The sequence below is a fragment of the Actinomadura rugatobispora genome, from assembly GCF_055379765.1.
The window spans coordinates 11187924-11206587 of the sequence record NZ_AP029191.1 but is presented as its reverse complement, the minus strand read 5'-3'; the positions used below and the strand labels follow the sequence as shown (position 1 = coordinate 11206587).

At 73.4% G+C, this 18664-nt stretch carries 16 protein-coding genes; 12 read left to right on the top strand and 4 right to left on the bottom strand.

Annotation, left to right across the window (positions count from 1 at the left end; all coding sequences use genetic code 11):
- Positions 1–120 precede the first annotated feature (120 nt).
- Positions 121–2415 (top strand): MMPL family transporter, encoded by a 2295-nt coding sequence (locus ACZ466_RS50225; protein WP_378281065.1) that lies wholly within the window; start codon positions 121–123, stop codon positions 2413–2415.
- Between the two features lie 861 nt (positions 2416–3276).
- On the opposite strand, the gene ACZ466_RS50220 is transcribed toward ACZ466_RS50225, so the two are convergent.
- Positions 3277–3885, bottom strand: coding sequence for a TetR/AcrR family transcriptional regulator (locus tag ACZ466_RS50220; protein WP_378281064.1), 609 nt, complete (start codon positions 3883–3885; stop codon positions 3277–3279).
- Positions 3886–3957: 72 nt separating this feature from the next.
- Between ACZ466_RS50220 and ACZ466_RS50215 the strand changes: the two genes are divergently transcribed.
- Entirely contained in the window at positions 3958–4914 is a 957-nt protein-coding gene (locus ACZ466_RS50215) for an SDR family NAD(P)-dependent oxidoreductase (protein ID WP_378281063.1), read from the top strand.
- A gap of 310 nt (positions 4915–5224) precedes the next feature.
- On the top strand, positions 5225–5515 hold the full coding sequence (locus ACZ466_RS50210; RefSeq protein ID WP_378281062.1) for a tyrosine-type recombinase/integrase: 291 nt from the start codon (positions 5225–5227) through the stop codon (positions 5513–5515).
- 110 nt (positions 5516–5625) lie between these two features.
- Here ACZ466_RS50210 and ACZ466_RS50205 read toward each other — a convergent pair whose 3' ends face one another.
- A complete protein-coding gene (locus ACZ466_RS50205; RefSeq protein ID WP_378281061.1) occupies positions 5626–6510 on the bottom strand; it encodes a helix-turn-helix transcriptional regulator in 885 nt (294 codons plus the stop codon).
- Between the two features lie 161 nt (positions 6511–6671).
- Between ACZ466_RS50205 and ACZ466_RS50200 the strand changes: the two genes are divergently transcribed.
- The 6 genes from ACZ466_RS50200 to ACZ466_RS50175 all read left to right on the top strand — a co-directional run bounded on the left by ACZ466_RS50200 (position 6672) and on the right by ACZ466_RS50175 (position 11012).
- Positions 6672–8081 carry an MFS transporter gene (locus ACZ466_RS50200; protein ID WP_378281060.1) on the top strand — a complete coding sequence of 470 codons (1410 nt, stop codon included), beginning with the start codon at positions 6672–6674 and terminating at the stop codon, positions 8079–8081.
- Between the two features lie 42 nt (positions 8082–8123).
- Positions 8124–8447, top strand: a complete 324-nt coding sequence (locus ACZ466_RS50195; RefSeq protein ID WP_378281059.1) for a carboxymuconolactone decarboxylase family protein — start codon at positions 8124–8126, stop codon at positions 8445–8447.
- Between the two features lie 73 nt (positions 8448–8520).
- Positions 8521–8751 carry a cupin domain-containing protein gene (locus tag ACZ466_RS50190; RefSeq protein WP_378281058.1) on the top strand — a complete coding sequence of 77 codons (231 nt, stop codon included), beginning with the start codon at positions 8521–8523 and terminating at the stop codon, positions 8749–8751.
- A 112-nt stretch (positions 8752–8863) separates the two neighbouring features.
- Complete coding sequence (locus tag ACZ466_RS50185; RefSeq protein ID WP_378281057.1) at positions 8864–9244, top strand: zinc-binding dehydrogenase; 381 nt, start codon at positions 8864–8866, stop codon at positions 9242–9244.
- Between the two features lie 103 nt (positions 9245–9347).
- Positions 9348–10115, top strand: coding sequence for a glucose 1-dehydrogenase (locus ACZ466_RS50180; protein ID WP_378281056.1), 768 nt, complete (start codon positions 9348–9350; stop codon positions 10113–10115).
- A gap of 387 nt (positions 10116–10502) precedes the next feature.
- Positions 10503–11012 carry a hypothetical protein gene (locus tag ACZ466_RS50175; RefSeq protein WP_464042154.1) on the top strand — a complete coding sequence of 170 codons (510 nt, stop codon included), beginning with the start codon at positions 10503–10505 and terminating at the stop codon, positions 11010–11012.
- 1024 nt (positions 11013–12036) lie between these two features.
- Here the strand turns inward: ACZ466_RS50175 and ACZ466_RS50170 are convergent.
- On the bottom strand, positions 12037–13974 hold the full coding sequence (locus tag ACZ466_RS50170) for an intein-containing Rv2578c family radical SAM protein (RefSeq protein ID WP_378281054.1): 1938 nt from the start codon (positions 13972–13974) through the stop codon (positions 12037–12039).
- Between the two features lie 201 nt (positions 13975–14175).
- Here ACZ466_RS50170 and ACZ466_RS50165 point away from each other — a divergent pair, with 201 nt between their 5' ends.
- The 3 genes from ACZ466_RS50165 to ACZ466_RS50155 all read left to right on the top strand — a co-directional run bounded on the left by ACZ466_RS50165 (position 14176) and on the right by ACZ466_RS50155 (position 17133).
- Positions 14176–15771, top strand: coding sequence for a glycoside hydrolase family 10-like protein (locus ACZ466_RS50165; protein WP_378281053.1), 1596 nt, complete (start codon positions 14176–14178; stop codon positions 15769–15771).
- 56 nt (positions 15772–15827) lie between these two features.
- Entirely contained in the window at positions 15828–16037 is a 210-nt protein-coding gene (locus ACZ466_RS50160; protein ID WP_378281052.1) for a DUF3040 domain-containing protein, read from the top strand.
- Between the two features lie 583 nt (positions 16038–16620).
- Positions 16621–17133 (top strand): ATP-binding protein, encoded by a 513-nt coding sequence (locus ACZ466_RS50155; protein WP_378281051.1) that lies wholly within the window; start codon positions 16621–16623, stop codon positions 17131–17133.
- Positions 17134–17363: 230 nt separating this feature from the next.
- On the opposite strand, the gene ACZ466_RS50150 is transcribed toward ACZ466_RS50155, so the two are convergent.
- Positions 17364–18488: a helix-turn-helix transcriptional regulator gene (locus ACZ466_RS50150; RefSeq protein ID WP_378281050.1), complete on the bottom strand. Its 1125-nt coding sequence runs from the start codon at positions 18486–18488 to the stop codon at positions 17364–17366.
- Between the last annotated feature and the right edge of the window lie 176 nt (positions 18489–18664).

Sequence of the window (18664 nt, the reverse complement as noted above, 5' to 3'; positions counted from 1 at the left end):
CCCGCGCGGCGCGCTCGCGCACCACCGGCCGGCCCGAGGAGTATTGCAAATACGAGTGTTTGCTCGTATTCTCCCCCTTCGAATACGAGTCGATACTCGCATACTTGTTCAGGGGGAAGCATGCCCGCAAGCCACGGCCCGCCCGCACCGCCGCCCGGCGCCTCACGCCCGGCCCGGCTGCTCATCGGCCGCGCCCGCTGGATCGTCACCGCCGGACTGGCCCTGATGATCCTGGCCGGAGCCGTCGGCGCCGGCACCATCGACGCACTCTCCCTCAACCGCTTCGAAGCCCCCGGGTCGGAATCCATGGCCGCCCGCCACGCCCTGGCCCGCACCCACTCCACCGGCGCCCCCAACCTCGCGCTGCTGGTCACCGCCCGCACCGGCACCGTCGACCGGCCCCGCGTCGCCGACGCCGGCAAGGCCCTCACCCGCGAACTGGCCGCCCGCCCCGGAGTCGGCGACGCCTGGTCCTACTGGACCCGCGGCAACCCCGCCACCCTGCGCAGCGACGACGCCCGCCACGCTCTGGTCCTGGCCTGGATCCCCGGCGACGCCGACCGCGTCCGCCGCGACATCCTCCCCGCGCTCGCCCCCCACTTCACCCGGACCGACGCCGAGGTCACCGTCCGCGTCGGCGGCGGCGACGAGGTCTTCCGCCAGGTCATGCAACAGGCCCGCCAGGACTTCCTGCGCGCCGAGGCGATCGTGCTGCCGATGGTGCTGCTCCTGCTCTGGGCGGTCTACCGCCGGCTCGCCGCCGCCCTGGTCACCGTCGGCGTCGGCCTGTTCGCCGTGCTGGGCTCACTGGCCCTGCTGCGCGGCGTCATCGCCTTCACCGAGATCTCCACCTTCGCCTCCAACATCGCCCTGGTCATGGGCATCGGCCTCGGCGTCGACTACGGCCTGTTCGTCATCTTCCGCTTCCGCGAGGAACTGCGCCGCGGCGCACCCGTCCCCGACGCCCTCGCCCGCACCGTCCGCGGCGCCGGCCGCACCGTGATCTTCAGCGGCATCACCGTCGCCGCCTCCCTGCTGGTGCTGCTGGCCTTCCCCTTCCCCTTCCTGGCCTCCTTCGCCTACGCCGGCGTCGCCGTCGTCCTGGCCGCCGTCCTGGGCGCCACCGTCCTGCTGCCCGCCGCCCTGGCGCTCCTCGGCCACCGCGTCGAACGCCGCAACCCCCCGCCACCGCCCGCCCGCGCCGGAACCGCGGGCCTGTGGCACCGCACCGCCGCCCGCGTCATGCGCCGCCCCCTCCTGCTGGGCGGAACCGCCCTGGGCATCGTCCTCATCCTGGGCGCCCCCTTCCTGGGCGTACGGTTCGGGCTGCCCGACGACCGTGTCCTGAACTCCTCGGCCCCCGTCCGCCAGGTGTACGACCAGATCCGCACCTCCTTCACCGTCGAGGAGGCCGACGCCCTCCAGATCGTCGCCCCCGAGGCCACCGCCGGCACCGCCGCCGACCCCGCCACCACCGGCGCCTACGCCGCACGCCTCTCCCGCGTCGAGGGCATCGTCCGCGTCGACTCGGCCGCCGGCTCCTACACCCGCGGACGACCCGTGACCGCCCCCATCGGCGCCCGCCACACGGCCCCCTCGGGCACCGGGACCTGGCTGTCGGTCGTCCCCGCCTCCCAGCGCCTCGACGCCGACGCCGTCGGGCTCGTGCGCCAGATCCGCTCCGTCCCCGCCCCCTACACCGTCCAGGTCGGCGGCTACCCCGCCGAACTCGCCGACTACCGCGACGGCGTCACCGCCCGCCTCCCACTGGTCGCCGCCCTCATCGTCGCGGTCACCTTCGTGGTGCTGTTCCTGATGACCGGCAGCCTGATCGCCCCGCTCAAGGCCACCGTCCTCAACATGCTCAGCCTCTCGGTCATGTTCGGCGCCCTGGTCTGGGTCTTCCAGGACGGCAACCTGTCCGGCCTGCTCGGCTTCACCCCCACCGGAACGATCGAACCCAGCATCCCCATCCTGATGTTCTGCATCGCCTACGGCCTGTCCATGGACTACGAGGTGTTCCTGCTGTCCAGGATCAAGGAGGAGTACGACCGCACCGGCGACCCCGCCGGATCGGTACCCCTCGGCATCGCCCGCAGCGCCCCGCTGGTCACCGCCGCCGCCCTCATCCTGGCCGCCTCCTTCGCCGCCTACGCCACCGGCCGCGTGGTCTTCCTCCAGCAGCTCGGCATCGGCATGGCCCTGGCCGTCATCGTCGACGCCACCCTCATCCGCGGCGTCCTGGTCCCCGCCTTCATGAGCCTGGCCGGCCACGCCAACTGGTGGGCACCCGCACCCCTGCGCCGCCTCCACCGGCGCATCGGCCTCACCGAATCCCCGCCCCCCGTCGACCACACAGGCAGCGTCCCAACCGCGGACACGGCCACCAGCCCGCCCCAGAACGCCCGCACCTGACCCCGCCGACGGGCCGCACGACACCCGGCAGAACCTCCACGCGCTCACCGCTGACCGCCATGGAAACCCACGGCGGTCAGCGGCCCCACCACCGTCCAAACGGCAGCCGCGGCCGCCCGGCCGACGGCGCGGGCACCACCCCCGACGATGGTGAAGGACATGTGGGCATGCCTTCGGCGGCTGCACATCCCCTTGCGGAGGAAGGCCCCACACGCAATCCCGCACATGAACCGCGAAGCCAGAGGGCTGCCGCCCGGCCTTCCGACAGGGCTGCGCCATCGCACCCCATTCGGCTCTCCGACGGCAACGGCAGGGCCTTCATCCACGCCTCGCCCGCCGGTCGCCAGCAGCATGGCCGCGGCGTCATCCACAGCCGCAGCGGCAACGAGGCCGAGCGGCGGCGCCGGGCCATCGCCTGCCAGCACGGCCACGCCCGCCGACCGGCAGGTCTCCGCCCCCCACCCGACCGGGCAGGCCTTCCTTGCCGGGCCACACCGGGGCCGTCGACGCGGTTCGAATCGAGGGGTGGCCGCCGCCACCCCACGGCCCTCAACCCGGCGGACAAATGCCACCGCAGCCGAGCAGCACGGCCGGCACGCCAGCCCATTCGCCGACGCCGCCGTGCAGGCCCGTAGCCGGGGCGCCGACCACGGTGATCACGGCAGCGAGCACGCTGGCCCCAGTACCGTCAGTACGTCCACGCCGCTCGGTCCTCCGGTCCCGGCCCGGCGACCGGACGGTGCGCCGTAGGTGGCCGGCCCTTCGCTCGCAAGAGGGCCACAACCGAGATCAACGGGAAGCGAACGTCCGTGGATGGGAAGGACGGATCCGGGTCCCGGGCGGGCCGGCGGTGCTCAGGGCTCAGAGCGCGGCAGCTGGGGGCGGAGCCGGGGCCAGCATCGCGAAGGCCCGCTCCACCAGCGCGGCCCTGTCGGCAGTCCCGTCCGACCGCAACCACTCGCGGGAAGCGGCGTCCAACGCCGCACCCGCGGCCGCCACCAGCAGGTCCGCGGTGAAGGCGTCCAGGCCCGAGCCGGGCCGATCCCGCAACGCGTCCGCGACCCGATCCCGCAGCTCATCGCGCTTGTAGTGCAGCCTCGCCCGCAGCACCGGGGTCGCCTCCACCAGCCGCAGCCCCGCCAACTCCCGCTGCGAGGCATGGATCCGCCCCTCCCACGCGCCCAGCACCACCCGCAGGCTCTCCCACGGCTCCTCCCGCTCGGGCCGCGCCGTGATCTCGGCGGCGATCTGTTCGGCGATCTCCTCCACATCACCGAACAGCACATCCTCCTTCACCGCGAAGTAGCGGAAGAAGCTGCGCTTGGACATCCCCACCGCCGCCGCGATGTCCTCCACCGTCGTGGCCTCGTACCCGCGCTCGACGAACAGCTCCATCGCCTGCTCCGCCAGCTCCGCGCGCACCGCTCGCCGCGTCCGCTCACGCAGCCCGGCCCTCTCCCCACCGACCATGCACCGAGGATAGCTTGCGACATCACATGATAAACATGTCATCAAGTGCCATACTCGTCCACAGGAGACAGAATGAACGCTCCGCTGCGCTCCAAGACCGTCCTGATCACCGGCGGCACCGCCGGGATCGGCCGTGAGACCGCGCGCGGCCTCGCCCGCCTCGGCGCCCACGTCATCGTGGTCGGGCGCGACCCCGACCGCGCCCGCGCCACCGCCGCCGAACTCACCCGCGACGCACACCGCACCGACGGCGCGCGGACGGGCCACCCGCCCACCGGCCGCCGTCCCCACAACGCCGCCGCCCGGGCGACCGCCCTCACCGCCGACGTCTCCAGCTCCGCCGACCTGCGCCGCCTCGCCGAAGAGGTCGCCCGCCGCCACGACCGCATCGACGTACTGATCAACAACGCCGGCGGCATGAACAGTCACCGGCGCCTGACCGCCGACGGCGTCGAGGCCACCTTCGCCGTCAACGTCCTGGCCCCCTACACCCTCACCGGCCTCCTGCTGCCCCTCCTGACCGCCGCCGCCGAACATGGAGGCGCCCGCGTGGTCAACCTCACCGGCGGCATGCCCGACGGCCCCATCGACCCGGACAACCTGCAAGGCGAGAAGACCTACCTCGGCTGGACCTTCTCCCAGTACAACCACGCCAAGACCGCCCTGATGGCCATGAGCCTGCAGGCCGCCCGGCGCCTCCAGGGCACCGCGATCACCGTCAACGTCGCCTACCCCGGCCACGCCCACACCCCCGGCAACCGGGCCCTGGCGATGCGCGCCTTCCCCTACGCCTACCGGCCCGCCGTGCCCCTCCTGCGCCTGCTGGGACCGCTCCTGCTCGCCGACCTCGCCAAAGCGGCCCGCTCCAGCGTCCACCTGGCCTCCAGCCCCGACCTCGAGAACGTCACCGGCACCTACGTCAACGCCAAGGCCCAATACGCCCACTGGCCCGCCAGCGTCCTGGACCAGCACAACCGCGACGCCGTCTGGACCCTCTGCGAACGCCTCAGCCGCCTCACCATCCCCTGACCCAGCACCCCGGCGACCGCCGCCCGGTTCCAACCCGTCCGGCGCCCGCACCCTCGCGTCCGCCGTCGACCGCTACTTGGACTCCATTCCGGCCGCCACCACCCGCACCAGGTCTGGCGCCTGAAGACTTCGCCGCGGTGACGGAGCGGTCGAACACCGCGGCGGCCGCGACCTGGAACCGGCACCTGTCCGCGCTCGCCTCGTTCACCACCTGGGCGCAACGTCAGGAACTCCTGGCCACCAACCCTGCCCGGCGGCTGACCCGCCACAAGCCCGCCGCCGCGGCGATCACCCCATCCCCGCACCCGCCTTGGCCGACGACGCCCACGGGCTGCGTGAGCGGCTGCTGTGGCGGATGCTGTACGAAACCGCCGCCCGCGCCGAAGAGATCCTCACCCTCGACATCGAAGACCTCGACCTCGAGTTCCGCCGGGCCCGCGTGACTTCCAAGTGCGGCGCGGTCGAGTACGTGCACTGGGCCACCGGCCGCGGCCGACTGTCCTACCCGCGCGCGGAGTACCTGTTCCAGAGCGCCACTGCCGAGCTTGACCCGCACGGCTGCGCCATTGGCCGGCCTCGGCGCCCATGTTCGTCTCGGTGAACGGACTTCAGCGAAGGTCACCGCTGACGCCGGCCCCGCCGCCCGACGCCGCCCCGTTGACCGGCGGCCTCGCCCTTCCTGACCTCATTGGCCGTTGCGAGCGCGGGCTTTTACGGCGGTGGGAGGTGTTGGTGGAGCCGTGTGAAGGCGGCGGTGTGGGGTGAGGTGGCGGCGAGGGTGTAGGTGACGATGGTCAGCCCGGGGTCGGCGGGGATTTCGAGGGCGTCGTAGTCGAGGTCGAGGTCGCCGACATGTGGGTGGTGGAAGGGTTGCCGGCCGCTGCGGTAGTACTCGACGTCGTGGGCGTCCCAGCGGCGGCGGAAGTCGCTGCTGCCGGCGGCGAGTTCGTCGATGAGGTCGGCCAGTTCGGTGTCGGCAGGGGTGCGGGCTGCTTCGGTGCGCAGACTGCCGACGGCGTCGTGGGCGATGCCGTCCCAGTCGCGGTAGAAGCGCCGGGCGCGGGGGTCGGTGAAGACGAAGCGGGCCAGGTTCGGCGGCTGTTCGGGGGTGTCGAGCGCTTCCTGGTAGAGGGCCCGGGCGAGCTCGTTGGTGGCCAGGACGTCCAGGTGGGCGTTGCGGACGAACGCGGCGGCACCGGTCATGGCGTCGAGGATCTGCTGCACGCTGGCGCGCACGTGTGAGGCTCCGCCATCGCGGTCCGGGCCGCGGTGCGGGTTGCTGGCGGCGCGGACCAGGGTGTCGAGGTGGGCGCGTTCGACGTCGTCCAGGTGCAGTGCGGCGGCGAGGCTGTCGAGGACCTCGTCGGACACACCGCGGACGTTCCCGCGTTCCAGGCGGGTGTAGTACTCGACGCTGATGTTGGCCAGCTGCGCGACCTCTGCGCGGCGCAGGCCCGCCACCCGCCGCTGCCCGCCGATGTCGGGCAGGCCCGCCTGCCGCGGGGTCAGACGGGCGCGGCGGCCGGTGAGGAACCGGCGAATGTCCTCACGCAGCTGATCACGGCGCTGATCTCGGTGTTGATCGCGGTCGGGCACTGCCCAAGATTACCGGTGCGACACCGGCCCAGGGGGTCCCTGACGGTACCCCTCACAACGGAGACTCCCAGGTCAGGTGGGGTAGGTGCTTGCCTGGGATGCGTGGCCGGGCCGCGTGGGCCGGCGGGCACACCCATCTTTTGAAGGATCACTCCACCGCCATGACTTTCACCGACTTGTTGCGCCCTGCGGCGGCCGGGGCTCCCTGCGCTGGTGACCAGCACGCCGGTGACCGGCATGCGGGGGCGACGCTGGCGGCCGCGGTGCTGGGATTCTTCGTCATCACCCTGGACGCGACGATCGTGAACGTCGCGCTGCCCTCGATTCGTTCCGCGCTGGGCGGGGGGATCACCGGTCTGCAGTGGGTGGTGGACGGCTACACGCTGATGTTCGCCGCGCTGCTGCTGTCGGCGGGGGCGCTGTCGGACAGGATCGGTGCGCGCCGTGCGTTCGGTGCCGGTCTGGTGGTGTTCGTGGTCGCCTCGCCGGCGTGCGGGCTGGCGCCCTCGCCGGGGGTGCTGGTGGCGGCGCGGTTCGTGCAGGGCGTCGGTGCGGCGGTGATGATGCCGGCGTCGATGGCGCTGGTGCGGCACGCCTACCCTGACGCGGGGCGCCGTGCCCGCGCGGTGGGGGTGTGGGCGATGGGCGGGGCGGTGGCCGCCGCAGCGGGCCCGGTGCTGGGCGGGCTGCTGAGTCTGGCGTCCTGGCGGATGATCTTCTGGATCAACCTGCCGGTCGGGGCGGTCACGCTGCTGCTGCTCGCCCGGGCCCCGCATCCGCCGACCCGGGCGGCACCGTTCGACTGGATCGGGCAGGTCACCGGCATAGCGGCGATGGGCGGGCTGACCTACGGTGCGATCGAGGCCGGGCAGGCCGGGTTCACCGCCCCGCAGGTGGTGATCGCGCTGGCGGTGGCAGTGGTGTCGTTCGCCGCGTTCGTGCTGGCGCAGGCGCGGGTGGCGCACCCGATGGTCCCGCTGGAGCTGTTCCGCTCGGCGACCGTGACGATCGCGGTGGCGATCGGGTTCGCGTTCATGGTCGGGTTCTACGGCCTGCCGTTCCTGTTCTCCCTGTACTTCCAGCAGCAGCACGGCCTGTCGCCGCTGGGCGCCGGAGTGGCGTTCCTGCCGATGATGGCGCTCAGCGCGTGCCTCACCCCGTTCTCGGCGCGGATCACCCAGCGCACCGGCCCCCGCGTCCCGGTCGTGGCCGGCCTGTGCTTGATCGCGGCCGGATCGATCGCCCTGGCGGTGGCGCCCGCCTCGATACCGGTGTGGGTGAGCGCACTGCTGCTGATCCCAGTCGGGCTGGCCGGGCCGCTGGTCATGCCGCCCACCACCGCCGTGCTGCTGGACCACGTCCCCGCCCACCGGACCGGGACCGCCGGCGGTGTGTTCAACACCAGCCGCCAGATCGGCGGCGCGCTGGCCGTCGCCGTCTTCGGCGCGCTGCTGTCGGGCTCGGGCGGGTTCGAGCACGGCCTGCGCCTGAGCCTCGCACTGGCCGCCGTCATCGCACTGGCCGCCGCAGCGGCCGGTGCCCGCCTCGCCGTCACCCGCCCTCAGCCATAACCCCAGAGCACCGTCGATCACCGACAAGAAGGGACACAGCCGATGACTCACAACGATCAGCCCTCGGGGGCGCAGAAGATGTTCGGTGACTTCGCGCCGCAGCTGGTGCACTTCACCGACGACGTGCTGTTCGGCGAGGTCTGGGAACGCCCCCAACTGCCGCTCCGGGACCGCTCGCTGATCACCGTGGCGAGCCTGGTCACCAGCGGCAGCACCGAGCAGCTGCGCCACCACCTGGGCCGGGCCAAGGACAACGGGGTCAGCGAGGCCGAGCTGATCGAGGCCATCACCCACCTGGCCTTCTACACCGGCTGGCCCCGGGCCATGTCGGCGATGTCGGTCGCCAAGGACCTCTTCGGCAGCTGACCCGCCCGGCCGGCCCCTGCCGGTCAACCGGTCGCGCACACCCGTGCGGCCTCGACTTCAGGGAGAGATCATCATGGAACCGCTCCAACGGCCCGCGACCACCGAGCTGCCGGAGAAGATGCTCAGCGGGGACGCCTGGGCCGATGTGGTGTACCGCGGCGAGGATCCCTCCCGGGCCCGGGCGAACGTGGTGCGTTTCGCGCCGGGTGCCCGTACCACGTGGCACTCCCACGGCCTGGGACAAAGGGCGGCGCGGACACCGCGTCCCGCTGGCAGCGCCGACAGGGCCGTTCTTCGCCAGTGACGGCACTTGCACCAACTGCCGCAACGGGTATCCCAGCAACTGCCTCAACCGCGAGTACGTCGGCGGCTGCCAAGCCGACCTCGCAGGCCAGCAGGTGCGGAACATCATCGCGATGAGCCGCCACTACACCCGCCAGGACCTGGCCCGCACGTTCGGCGCCACCGACGTCGTCACCGAACGCGGCGACGAAGGCGCCGCGGCCGTCAAGGACCTCACCGGCGGCATCGGCGCCGACCGCGTCGTGAAATGCGTCGGCACCGACCAGGCGCTGCAGCAGGCGCTGCACTCGGCCCGCCCCGGCGGCGGCATCGCCGACGTCCCGCACGGCGTCACCATCGACGGCCGAGCCATGTTCTACTCCCACGCCGCCGTCCAAGGCGGCCGCGTCCACCCCGGCAAGGTCTTCGACCTCACCCTGCCGCTGGACCAAGCCGCCGAAGGCTACAAGGCCATGGACGAGCGCCGCGCCATCAAGACCCTGCTGCGCCCCTGACCAGCCCGCCAAGGCGCCGAAGAGACCACCGCGGTGCTGCTGCCGACCGCGGTGCCCGCAAGCCGCAAGCCCATATCCGCCAGCAGATGAGGAGCCTGCACTCGTGAATCCCGCCTACGACTTCACCGGCCAGGTCGCCCTGGTCACCGGCGCCTCGTCCGGCATGGGCCTGGCCACCGCCCGCGCGTTCGCGCAGGCTGGCGCCGCCGTGGTGCTGGCCGACATCAACGAGCCCGCGCTGCGCGAGGCCGCCGGCGAACTGGAGTCAGCCGGGCACCGGGCACTCGCGGTCGCCTGCGACGTCACCGACGAGGACCAGGTCGCCGCGCTCGTCGACCAGGCCGTCGCCGCCTTCGGACGGCTGGACATGGCCTTCAACAACGCCGGTATTCAGATCCCGTCCAGCGACGCCGCCGACGAGGACGCCGGGGTGTTCGACAAGGTCAACGCCATCAACCTGCGCGGCGTGTGGGCGTGCATGAAGCACGAGCTGCGGCAGATGCGCACCCAGGGCAGTGGCGCGATCGTCAACTGCTCCTCGCTGGGCGGCCTGGTCGGCATCCCCGGACGCGCGTCCTACCACGCGTCCAAACACGGCGTCATCGGCCTGACCGGCAGCGCCGCGCTGGAGTACGCGCCGCGCGGCGTTCGCATCAACGCGGTGTGCCCCGGCACCATCGACACCCCGATGGTCGCCGACATGATCGCCAAGGGGGAGCTGGACCGCGCCGAGGCCGCGGCCGGCCAGCCCATCGGCCGGCTCGGGCACGCCGACGAGATCGCGCAGGCCGTGCTGTGGCTGTGCAGCGACGGCGCGAGCTTCGTCGTCGGCGTCGCGCTGCCCGTCGATGGCGGCTACACCGCGCAATGACCCGTACCGCTCAGCGAACGGGCACCGCTCAGCGAACGAGCATGGGGGGACGGATGGACCAGCCGACCGGCTGGCGCGTCACGGGCAAGGCCGCGCTGGCGACGGGCGCGGGCAGGGGCATCGGCCGCGCGAGGGCACCGCCGTGCAGTCGCCGACACCGACGCCAACGCGGTGCGGGCCGATGCCTGCTGAAGGCCGAGGCTGCTGACGAAGGAGAGGCGGTGGCGGTCTTGAACCGGTGGTGGTCTTCGGGCCGGTGATGCTGGTGTGCGGCATCGCCAGCAGGAGGCTGGGTGTCGCGCCGCCGGTGCTGCTGGCCGCCGGGACGACGCTGGGCTTCATAACTGCCCTGCGCCGCGTTCATCTGCCGCCCGAGGTGGCGCGCTGTTGTACTGGGAGAGTCTGACCACCTCGCTGCGCGAGGTCCGCCGCAACCTGCGCGGCATCGTGATGCTCAGCACCGTCCTGGTCATCGCCACCGCCACGGCCGTGGCCGCCGTCGCGCACGCCTTTCACCTGGGCTGGGGCCTGACGTGGGTGCTCGGCGCGGCGCTGGCCCCCACCGACGCCACCGCGGTCGGCGTGCTCGCCGCCGCGCTCCCGCGCCGCGACGTCACCGCACTGGTGGACCACAGGCTGGCCGTCGGCGCCACCACCAGCTCGCAGCACCTGACCAGGCCGCGCATCACCTGGCTGTTCCTGCTCGCCTACGCCGGCGGTGCCGCCATCGGAGCCGCCGTCGCCGCCGCCGGGACTGCGCCGACGCCTGACCGACCCGTCCCAGCGTGGCCAGGAACCGGCGCCGCTCCGCCGGTAGCGCCGACAGATCCAGGCTGCCCCGGCTCCCGGACGCGCTGTCCGCCGCCCTTGGGAGTCAGGTACAGCGCGGCTCGGTGACGGCGGGTCCCGTGACCACCGACGCGGCGGCCGTCATCGGCCCCGGGGGGAATGTCCCCAACGCCGCGGCCCCCCTTCTCCTCGCCGACGGCCCGGCCTCGTCTCCGCTCACCGCCACCACTGACTCACAGGTCGCCGGGACCGCCGACAGAGGGCCGCGCGGGACGCGACGCGCGGCAACACCTCGGCCCCGGCCGTCCGGGCTCCGCGTCCCGGCGAGCATCGAGGCGCGCAGCAGGCGGTCGCGAGCCCTGGCCGGGTCAGCGGCGGGAGCAGGCCCGCGGCCTCCGGCGCCATTCGCGCAAACCCGATGCCTCGCCGTGCCTGATCCAGGCCAGTATCGGCGGGTGGGGCAGGGCGGGCGAGGAGGTCGCCTGAGGGCGGGGATGGCCGTCCGCCACGAAGGCTTCCGCAGGAGGCGCTGGCGGTGAGGGGAGAGCGGGCTTACCAGCCGGGTCCTGCCGCGCCCGGGCTGGTAGGCCGCCCGGACGTGCGCGGCGGCAGGAGTAGATCCGAGATTCCTCGGCGGCATTCGCCGAAGCCGTCGCCATGGATGGCTTCCGCGAGAGACGGCGGTAGGCGCCTAACCACAGCACCGCGGGTCGCGCCGATCCGCGCTGCACAGATCAGCGCGCCGCCATGGCCCGCCAGCTTCTCGGCGCCCCGGCGCCCATCCCGCTACAGGACGGCAGCCAGCGCGAGGTGGCGGCGGGGCGTGCTGGGGCCCGGGGCTGGCAAGCAGGGCAGAGCGAGCCCGCCCGCCGGGTCGTGTCGCACCTGGCCCGATGGGCAGTTCGTCCAGTGCGGCGGCAGGCCGCAGGGTGAAGTTCTGCTCGTCCTTGAGCGAGGCGAAGACCGGAACACCCGCCGACGCGAGTACGGCCACCGCCTCCTCGGAACGACTCCCGCAAGGACGACTCCCGCAAGGACGACGTGCAGGAGCTGCTCACAGGAACTGCTCACAACGATGACGCACAAGGACGACACGCAGGGAGGACGCACAAGGACGACACGAAAGTGCGGGTTAGGGGGTGGGGAGGGTTAGTTGCTCGGGTTCGGGGGGTGGGGGCGGGTGGGTGCCGCGGGGTGGGGACGGTGTCGGCGGTGATGGCCGCCTGCCTATGCCGTGGCGCTCGGCCAGGTCCCGGACGCGCGCGGAGATCCGCTCCTGGAACTCCCGCGGCGCGTAGGCGCGGTTGCCGTACAGCCGCGCGTACGGGACCACCAGTTCGGGATGGTGCTCGCGCAGCCAGGCCAGGAACCACTCCCGCGCCCCCGGCCGCAGATGCAGCGTGATCGCCGACACCGACGTCGCTCCCGCCTCGGCGATCTGCCGCACCGCCGCCTCCAGCTGCCGCGGCGAATCGGTCAGATACGGCAGCACCGGACCCATCAGCACGCCGCACCCGATCCCCGCCTCGTTGAGGGCCGCGCACACCTCCAGCCGCCTGGCCGGCGCCGGCGCGCCCGGCTCCACCAGGCGCCCCAGCGCACGGTCGACGAACCCCACCGACACCGCCGTGCCCACCTCGGTGCGCTCCCGCGCCTCCAGCAGCAGCGGCAGATCCCGCAGGATCAGCGCCCCCTTGGTCAGGATCGAGAACGGATTGGCCGCGTCCCGCAACGCCTCCAAGATCCCCGGCATCAGCCGGTAACGGCCCTCGGCCCGCTGATAGCAGTCCACATTGGTGCCCATCGCGATGTGCTCGCCCCGCCACCGCGGCGCAGCGAGCTCGCGCCGCACCCGCTCGGCGGCGTTGACCTTCACCACGATCTTGGAGTCGAAATCGGCACCCGAGTCCAGATCCAGATACTCGTGCGTCTTGCGCGCGAAACAGTTGTGCGACACCACCCCCGAGGCGACGAAGTCACCCGTCCCGGTGGTGATGTCGTACAGAGGTGTCTCCACGCCCAGCGCCTCCACCGACACCACCCGCGTCGCCTCGGCCGGCCCCAGCCGCATGCCCTCCGGTGTACGCGCGCACGCGGGATCGACGGCCACCGCCAGCCGCAGGCGCATGCTCACGTGCGCCGTCAGGCCCAGGTGCTCCAGGCCCAGCCGGATGTGGGCCCTCACCGCGGGGGACAGGTCGCCGGCCGCCCCGCCCGGCTCGGGCGAGCCGCCCAGAGCGCCGGTGTCCAGAGCGCCGGTGTCCAGAGCGCCGGCCACAAAGCCCTTGAGCCAGGAGCCCGACGGCGACCGCGGCCAGCGGGCGGCCTCGCCGGCCGGGGCCCCGCCCAGGTCGGTGAGGTAGGCCAGGGTCCGCTCCCGCACCGGCTCCTGGCAGGCCGCCACCCTGTGCAGGACATGACCGCGGCCCGCGCCGCAGCGCACCATCGCGCACAGGTAACCGCGCCGGTAGTCGGCGTCGTCCTTGGGCGGCTCGGCGAAACCGCCGCCCACGCCCATCAGCCGGTCGCCGGCCTCCAGCGCCCGGCCCGGGGCGGGGCGGCCGCCGGCGTGCGCGGCGACATGCCGCCAGCCCCGCTCGGTCAGGAAACGGTGGTCGCCGCTGGCGACCAGTTCGGTGCCGTCGCCCAGCACCACACGGTAGGCGGGCTTGAACGTCCGCCAGTGATCCAGGACCTCGGTCACCACCAGCCGCCGCCCCGCCCCGGCCGCCGAGGCATCGGCGCGGCCGGTGCCGCAGACGCGGTCGCCGGGCCGCAGATCCTGCAGCGGCCTGGTGCGGCCGTCGGCCATCAGGATCGGCGTCTCGCCCGCCAGGCAGTAAGAGCACGCGTGCGAGCACCCGCGATAGGGATTGACCGTCCACCGGAACGGCACCCGCGAGGCCGCGGGCACCCGGTTGATGACCGTCCTGGCATGGACCTCGTAGAACGTCATGCCGCGGAACTCGGGGGTGTCGAACGTGCGCGCCACCGCGCCCCGCTCGATCAGCGGCGCCGGACCCGCCCCGCCCTCGCCCTCCGCGACCAGCCGCAGATGATCCCAGCGCACGACCACACCCCCTCACTTTCACTCGAACACCTGAACGATAGAACTGGTGTTCGATGATCGCAAATCGGGGGAGTGGGCCGCCGACCTGCCCGGACGCGGCCCGGACCGGACCGCGGGCGGGCCGGCCGAACGTGCGATCACCGGTGCGCCCGGCGCGTTCCGGCCCGAGCACCGCAACGGATGCGTGACAATGGCTCGTCTATGACAAGGCGACCCGGGATCCTCACCAAGACCGCCGCCGCGGCGTTCACCGCGGGCACGATGACGGCCTGCCTGTCCGCCAGCGGCGAAGGCGAACGGGCGCCGGTGCCGCCCGGCGCCAAGGCCGAATGCGCGGCGGTCAAACCGCCCGGCGACTCCCGCTCCCGCCAGCTGCGCGGCATGTGGATCGCCACCGTCGCCGGCATCGACTGGCCCAAGGACGCCGCCCGCGCGAGCACCGAGCGCCAGCAGGCCGACTTCCGCAAACTGCTCGACACCGCCCAGGCGATGAACCTCAACGCCGTGTTCGTGCAGATCCGCCCCAACTCCGACGCCTTCTACCCCTCCCCGCACGAGCCCTGGTCGCAGTGGATCACCGGGACCCCCGGCAAGGACCCCGGCTACGACGTGCTGGACTTCATGCTCAAAGAGGCCCACAAGCGCAACCTGGAGTTCCACGCCTGGTTCAACCCCTACCGCATCAGCCGCCAGGACGACCTGAACAAGCTCGCCGCCGGCAGCCCCGCCCGCCAGCACCCCGACTGGGTCCGCAAGTACGGCAAGGGCCTGTGGTACGACCCGGGCCTGCCGCAGGTCCGCGACCTGGCCACCAAGGCCGTCATGGACGTCGTCCGCAAGTACGACATCGACGCCGTCCACTTCGACGACTACTTCTACCCCTATCCCGAGGGCGGCGCCGACTACCCCGACCAGGCCGCCTACAAGGCCTACGGCAACGGCATGAACAAGGCCGACTGGCGCCGCCAGAACGTCGACACCCTCGTGCGGAGCCTCTCGGAGAAGATCCACGAGGCCAAGCCGTGGGTGCGGTTCGGCATCAGCCCCTTCGGCGTGTGGCGCAACAAGACCACCGACCCCGCCGGATCGCCCACCAAGGCGCTGCAGAGCTACGACGCCCAGTACGCCGACACCCGCAAATGGATCAGGCAGGGGTGGGTCGACTACATCACCCCCCAGCTGTACTGGGCCGTGGGCGACGCGCGCGCCGACTACGCCGGCCTGGTCGACTGGTGGGCCAGGCAGGTCGAGGGCACCGACGTGGAGCTGACCATCGGGCAGGCCGCCTACCGGGTCGGCGAGCCCGGCCCCTGGCGCAAGCCCGGCGAACTGTCCCGCCACCTCACCCTCAACCGCAGCCACCCGGCCGTGCGCGGCGACGTCTACTTCAGCGCCTCCAGCCTGGCCGGCGACAAGCTCGGCTTCGCCCAGCGGCTGCGCGCCGACCACTACGCGCGGCCCGCCGTCCCGCCCCAGGTCAAGGTCCGGGGAGGACGCGCCCCCGCACCCGTCCAGGAGGTCCGCGCCACCACCGAGAGCGGCGGCAAGGGCGTGCGCGTGCAGTGGCGCCCCTCGCGCGACGCCCGCGCCTACGCGGTCTACCGGATGGAGGGCGGCAAGCCCGGATGCGCGCCCGTCGACCCGGCCGCGCTCGTGGCCGCCGTGCGCGGCGGCGGCATCATCGACCCCGGCGCCAAGGCCGGCAAAACCTACACCTACTACGTCACCGCGCTGGACCGGCTCCACCACGAGAGCGCCCCGGCACGGGGCGCGACGGTTACCGCCGCCGGGGGATAATGATCTTGAAGCCGGGGGAGGAACCAGTCACGTTAAACGCCCCCGGAGGTATGAGCATGGCGCTGTCGATGGAGGAGCGGCGAATCCTCGCGCAGATCGAGGTCCGACTCAGCGAGGACGACCCGCGGCTGGCCCATCGTTTCGCGGAACTCGGCACATCCCCGCCCCGCCGGCGGCGCCGCCGCATCCGGATCATCGCCGCCGTCGGCATCGCCCTGGCCGTCCTGGCCGCGACCGTCGCCGCGATCGCCACCGCCATCACCTGACCCGCCGCGCCGGGAGCCCGGAGCGGCCCCCGGCGAACGCCGAGGCCCCGGCGAGATCGAGATCTCGCCGGGGCCTCGAACGTTCAGGCCGGTGTGGTGGTCGCCTCACGGCGAAAGGCACAACGAAGCTCCGGCCCGGACCTCGCGGTCCGGCGGTATTCCTCGAAGGCACAGGGTAGAGCCCGGGGGACACATGCCACACCGACACCAACCACCATAACGGGTGCCAGGGGGTGCGCATTCCCGATCTAGCCGTGTGTCTCTGATCACCTGTCCCCGGAGTGAGTCCCGCCTGGGCCCGTGCACCACCTTCCCGGGGGATGCGTCCAGATTGGTGATGGACGCGGGGAAAAGGCAAGGCCCCGCTCCAGATCCGGTCCGGGCACGCCCGCCCCGCGCGGGCGCGCCCACCGGCCGCGGAGAGCCGTTGCGGCGGGGTGCGAGCACCCTCACCCGCACCGGCACGGGGAACTCCCGGTCCGGCCAGATCTGCGAGCGCGGCCCTATCGCGCGACGCTGGCCGGGAACATCCCAGGTAGCCGCGCTGACCTGCGGGAACGGGAACAGGTAAGGAGACGGGGCATTGAGCGCGAACGGACTCGGAGTCGAAGGACGGGGGCGCCAGGACCAGCGGGTCGCCCGCTGGAACCTGGCCGCCGAAGCGGGCAGCGCCGCCGCGGCGCGCGCCCTCACCGGGCAGGCCCTGCGCGAATGGCAGGTCAACGACCAGGACGACCGCGACGACATCGTCCTCATGGTCGACGAACTGGTCACCAACGCGGTCGTGCACGGGGAGGGCACCGTCCGGCTGCGGCTGCGCCTCAACGGCGCCCACCTGATCGCCGAGGTCGGCGACGACAACCCCGCCGCCCCCGCCCCGCCCGGCCCCGGCGGCGAACCCGACGTGCTGCGGTGGGCCGAGGACGGCCGCGGCCTGCTCCTGGTGGGCGCCCTGGCCACCGCCTACGGCACCCGCCCCGAGAACCGCGGCAAGACCGTCTGGTTCTCCCGCGCCCTGCGCGCCGTCAACGGCCGCGGCCACGCCGCCGCCGCCGACATCCCGCCCGCCGGCACCGCGCCCCTCGCCTCCCCCTGAACCCCCGACCCCTGAAACCCCCACCCCTGACCGACCCTGGCCAGCCGCCGCCCTGCCCACCTCGCCCCCCGGCCCCGCCGGCACCCCACCCCGCACGACGGGCCCGCCCGCACTTCACGGCCCAGCAGGCGCCTCGCCAGACCGCACAGGCTCCGCGAGACGCCGCGCGGGACGCCCCGCGCTGTGCGGGCGGGAACACGCCCTCCGGGACGACCGCAGGAACATGCCGCTCACACCTGCAGCGGGCACCGGTCGGTCAGCCAGACCTCCTCGTCATCGCCCTGCACCACCGGCAGCGACGGCGGCTCATCGGTCAGCCGGTCCAGATGCCACTCGACATGGGCCAGCGGCCCCCGCCACCCCGCCAGCAGATCCGCCAGCGGACGCGCCGGGCCCGCCGCCCCCGACGGACGCGGCTCGGGGAACTCCCCCTCCCACAGCGCGTCGTCGGACTCCGCGCACCAGTGCCCCGCCGCCTCCAGCACCTCCCGCAGATCGCGCGCCAGCTCGCCCAGCGACCGCAACGCCATCGCGTCCTGGATCATCCGCTCCCGCGCGTCATAGGGCAGATCGCCCTCGAACTCCGGCGGGAACCGCGGACGGCGCCCCTCGTACACCCGCGCCCCGCCGGTCGCCGACGCCCGCACCGCCGCCACCTGCCACCGCGTCCACTCGGCCAGATGACCCAGCACCCCGCGCAGCGCCGCCGCGCCCTCCTGCCCGTCCCGCACCTCCGCGGTCGCCTCGCGCAACCGGCCCCGCACATGGTCGAGCCGATCCAGCGTCCACGCCCGCGCCCGCGCCGCCCCCGCCGGACCCCGCGGCGCCGCGTCGGCCGGCGGCCGCGGCACCGGCACCCGCAGCGCCGCCAGCAGATCGTCCAGATCCCGCATGCCCGCCGCACGCCCCGACAGGTAGGCCGCGCCGATCCGGTCCAGCCGGAACATCCGCGGCCCGTCCCGCATCCGGCACCACCCCACCAGGTACTCCGCGTACGGCGCCACCACCAGCCCGTGCGCCTCCACGTCACGGAAACTGCGGCTGCCCGACTGGTCGGTGTAGGCCAGCCGCACGATCCGGCGCGTGCGGACCGCCTCGGCGAGGGTGTCGTGCACCGGCCCCATCAGCGAGGCCACCTCCGACAGCGGCGGCGCCGCCGCACCGGCCTCCAGGACATGGCCGCGGCCCCGCTCCAGCCGCACCGGAAGCCCGCCGTGGATCAGCAGCTCCAGATCACGGCGGACGGTGCGCCCGCTGACCTCCAGCCGGTCGGCAAGCGCGTCGGCCGTCAGCGGTTCGGGGGAGGCGGCGCGCAGTTCGGCGACGAGGGCGAGCAACCGGTCCACGCGATTCACGCCCCCATGGTGACCCGCGCCGCCGACATTCTTCAGGCCCCGGCAACCCTGACCTCACCGCCCCGCAACCGCCCCGCGACCATCGCGCGGGCGCGCCGCGCCGCGCCCTCCGCCGCCTTCGCGCAGGTCAGCACGGAGACGGCGGACGCCCGGCAGCCCGGCGCGCCGGAACCAGG

Bases quoted from the DNA above. Each gene is read 5' to 3' on its own strand.
- ACZ466_RS50200 (WP_378281060.1), top strand. From the start codon at position 6,672: ATGACTTTCACCGACTTGTTGCGCCCTGCGGCGGCCGGGGCTCCCTGC.
- ACZ466_RS50160 (WP_378281052.1), top strand. From the start codon at position 15,828: ATGGCGCTGTCGATGGAGGAGCGGCGAATCCTCGCGCAGATCGAGGTC.
- ACZ466_RS50215 (WP_378281063.1), top strand. From the start codon at position 3,958: ATGAACGCTCCGCTGCGCTCCAAGACCGTCCTGATCACCGGCGGCACC.
- ACZ466_RS50190 (WP_378281058.1), top strand. From the start codon at position 8,521: ATGGAACCGCTCCAACGGCCCGCGACCACCGAGCTGCCGGAGAAGATG.
- ACZ466_RS50185 (WP_378281057.1), top strand. From the start codon at position 8,864: ATGAGCCGCCACTACACCCGCCAGGACCTGGCCCGCACGTTCGGCGCC.
- ACZ466_RS50225 (WP_378281065.1), top strand. From the start codon at position 121: ATGCCCGCAAGCCACGGCCCGCCCGCACCGCCGCCCGGCGCCTCACGC.
- ACZ466_RS50195 (WP_378281059.1), top strand. From the start codon at position 8,124: ATGACTCACAACGATCAGCCCTCGGGGGCGCAGAAGATGTTCGGTGAC.
- ACZ466_RS50165 (WP_378281053.1), top strand. From the start codon at position 14,176: ATGACAAGGCGACCCGGGATCCTCACCAAGACCGCCGCCGCGGCGTTC.
- ACZ466_RS50220 (WP_378281064.1), bottom strand. From the start codon at position 3,885: ATGGTCGGTGGGGAGAGGGCCGGGCTGCGTGAGCGGACGCGGCGAGCG.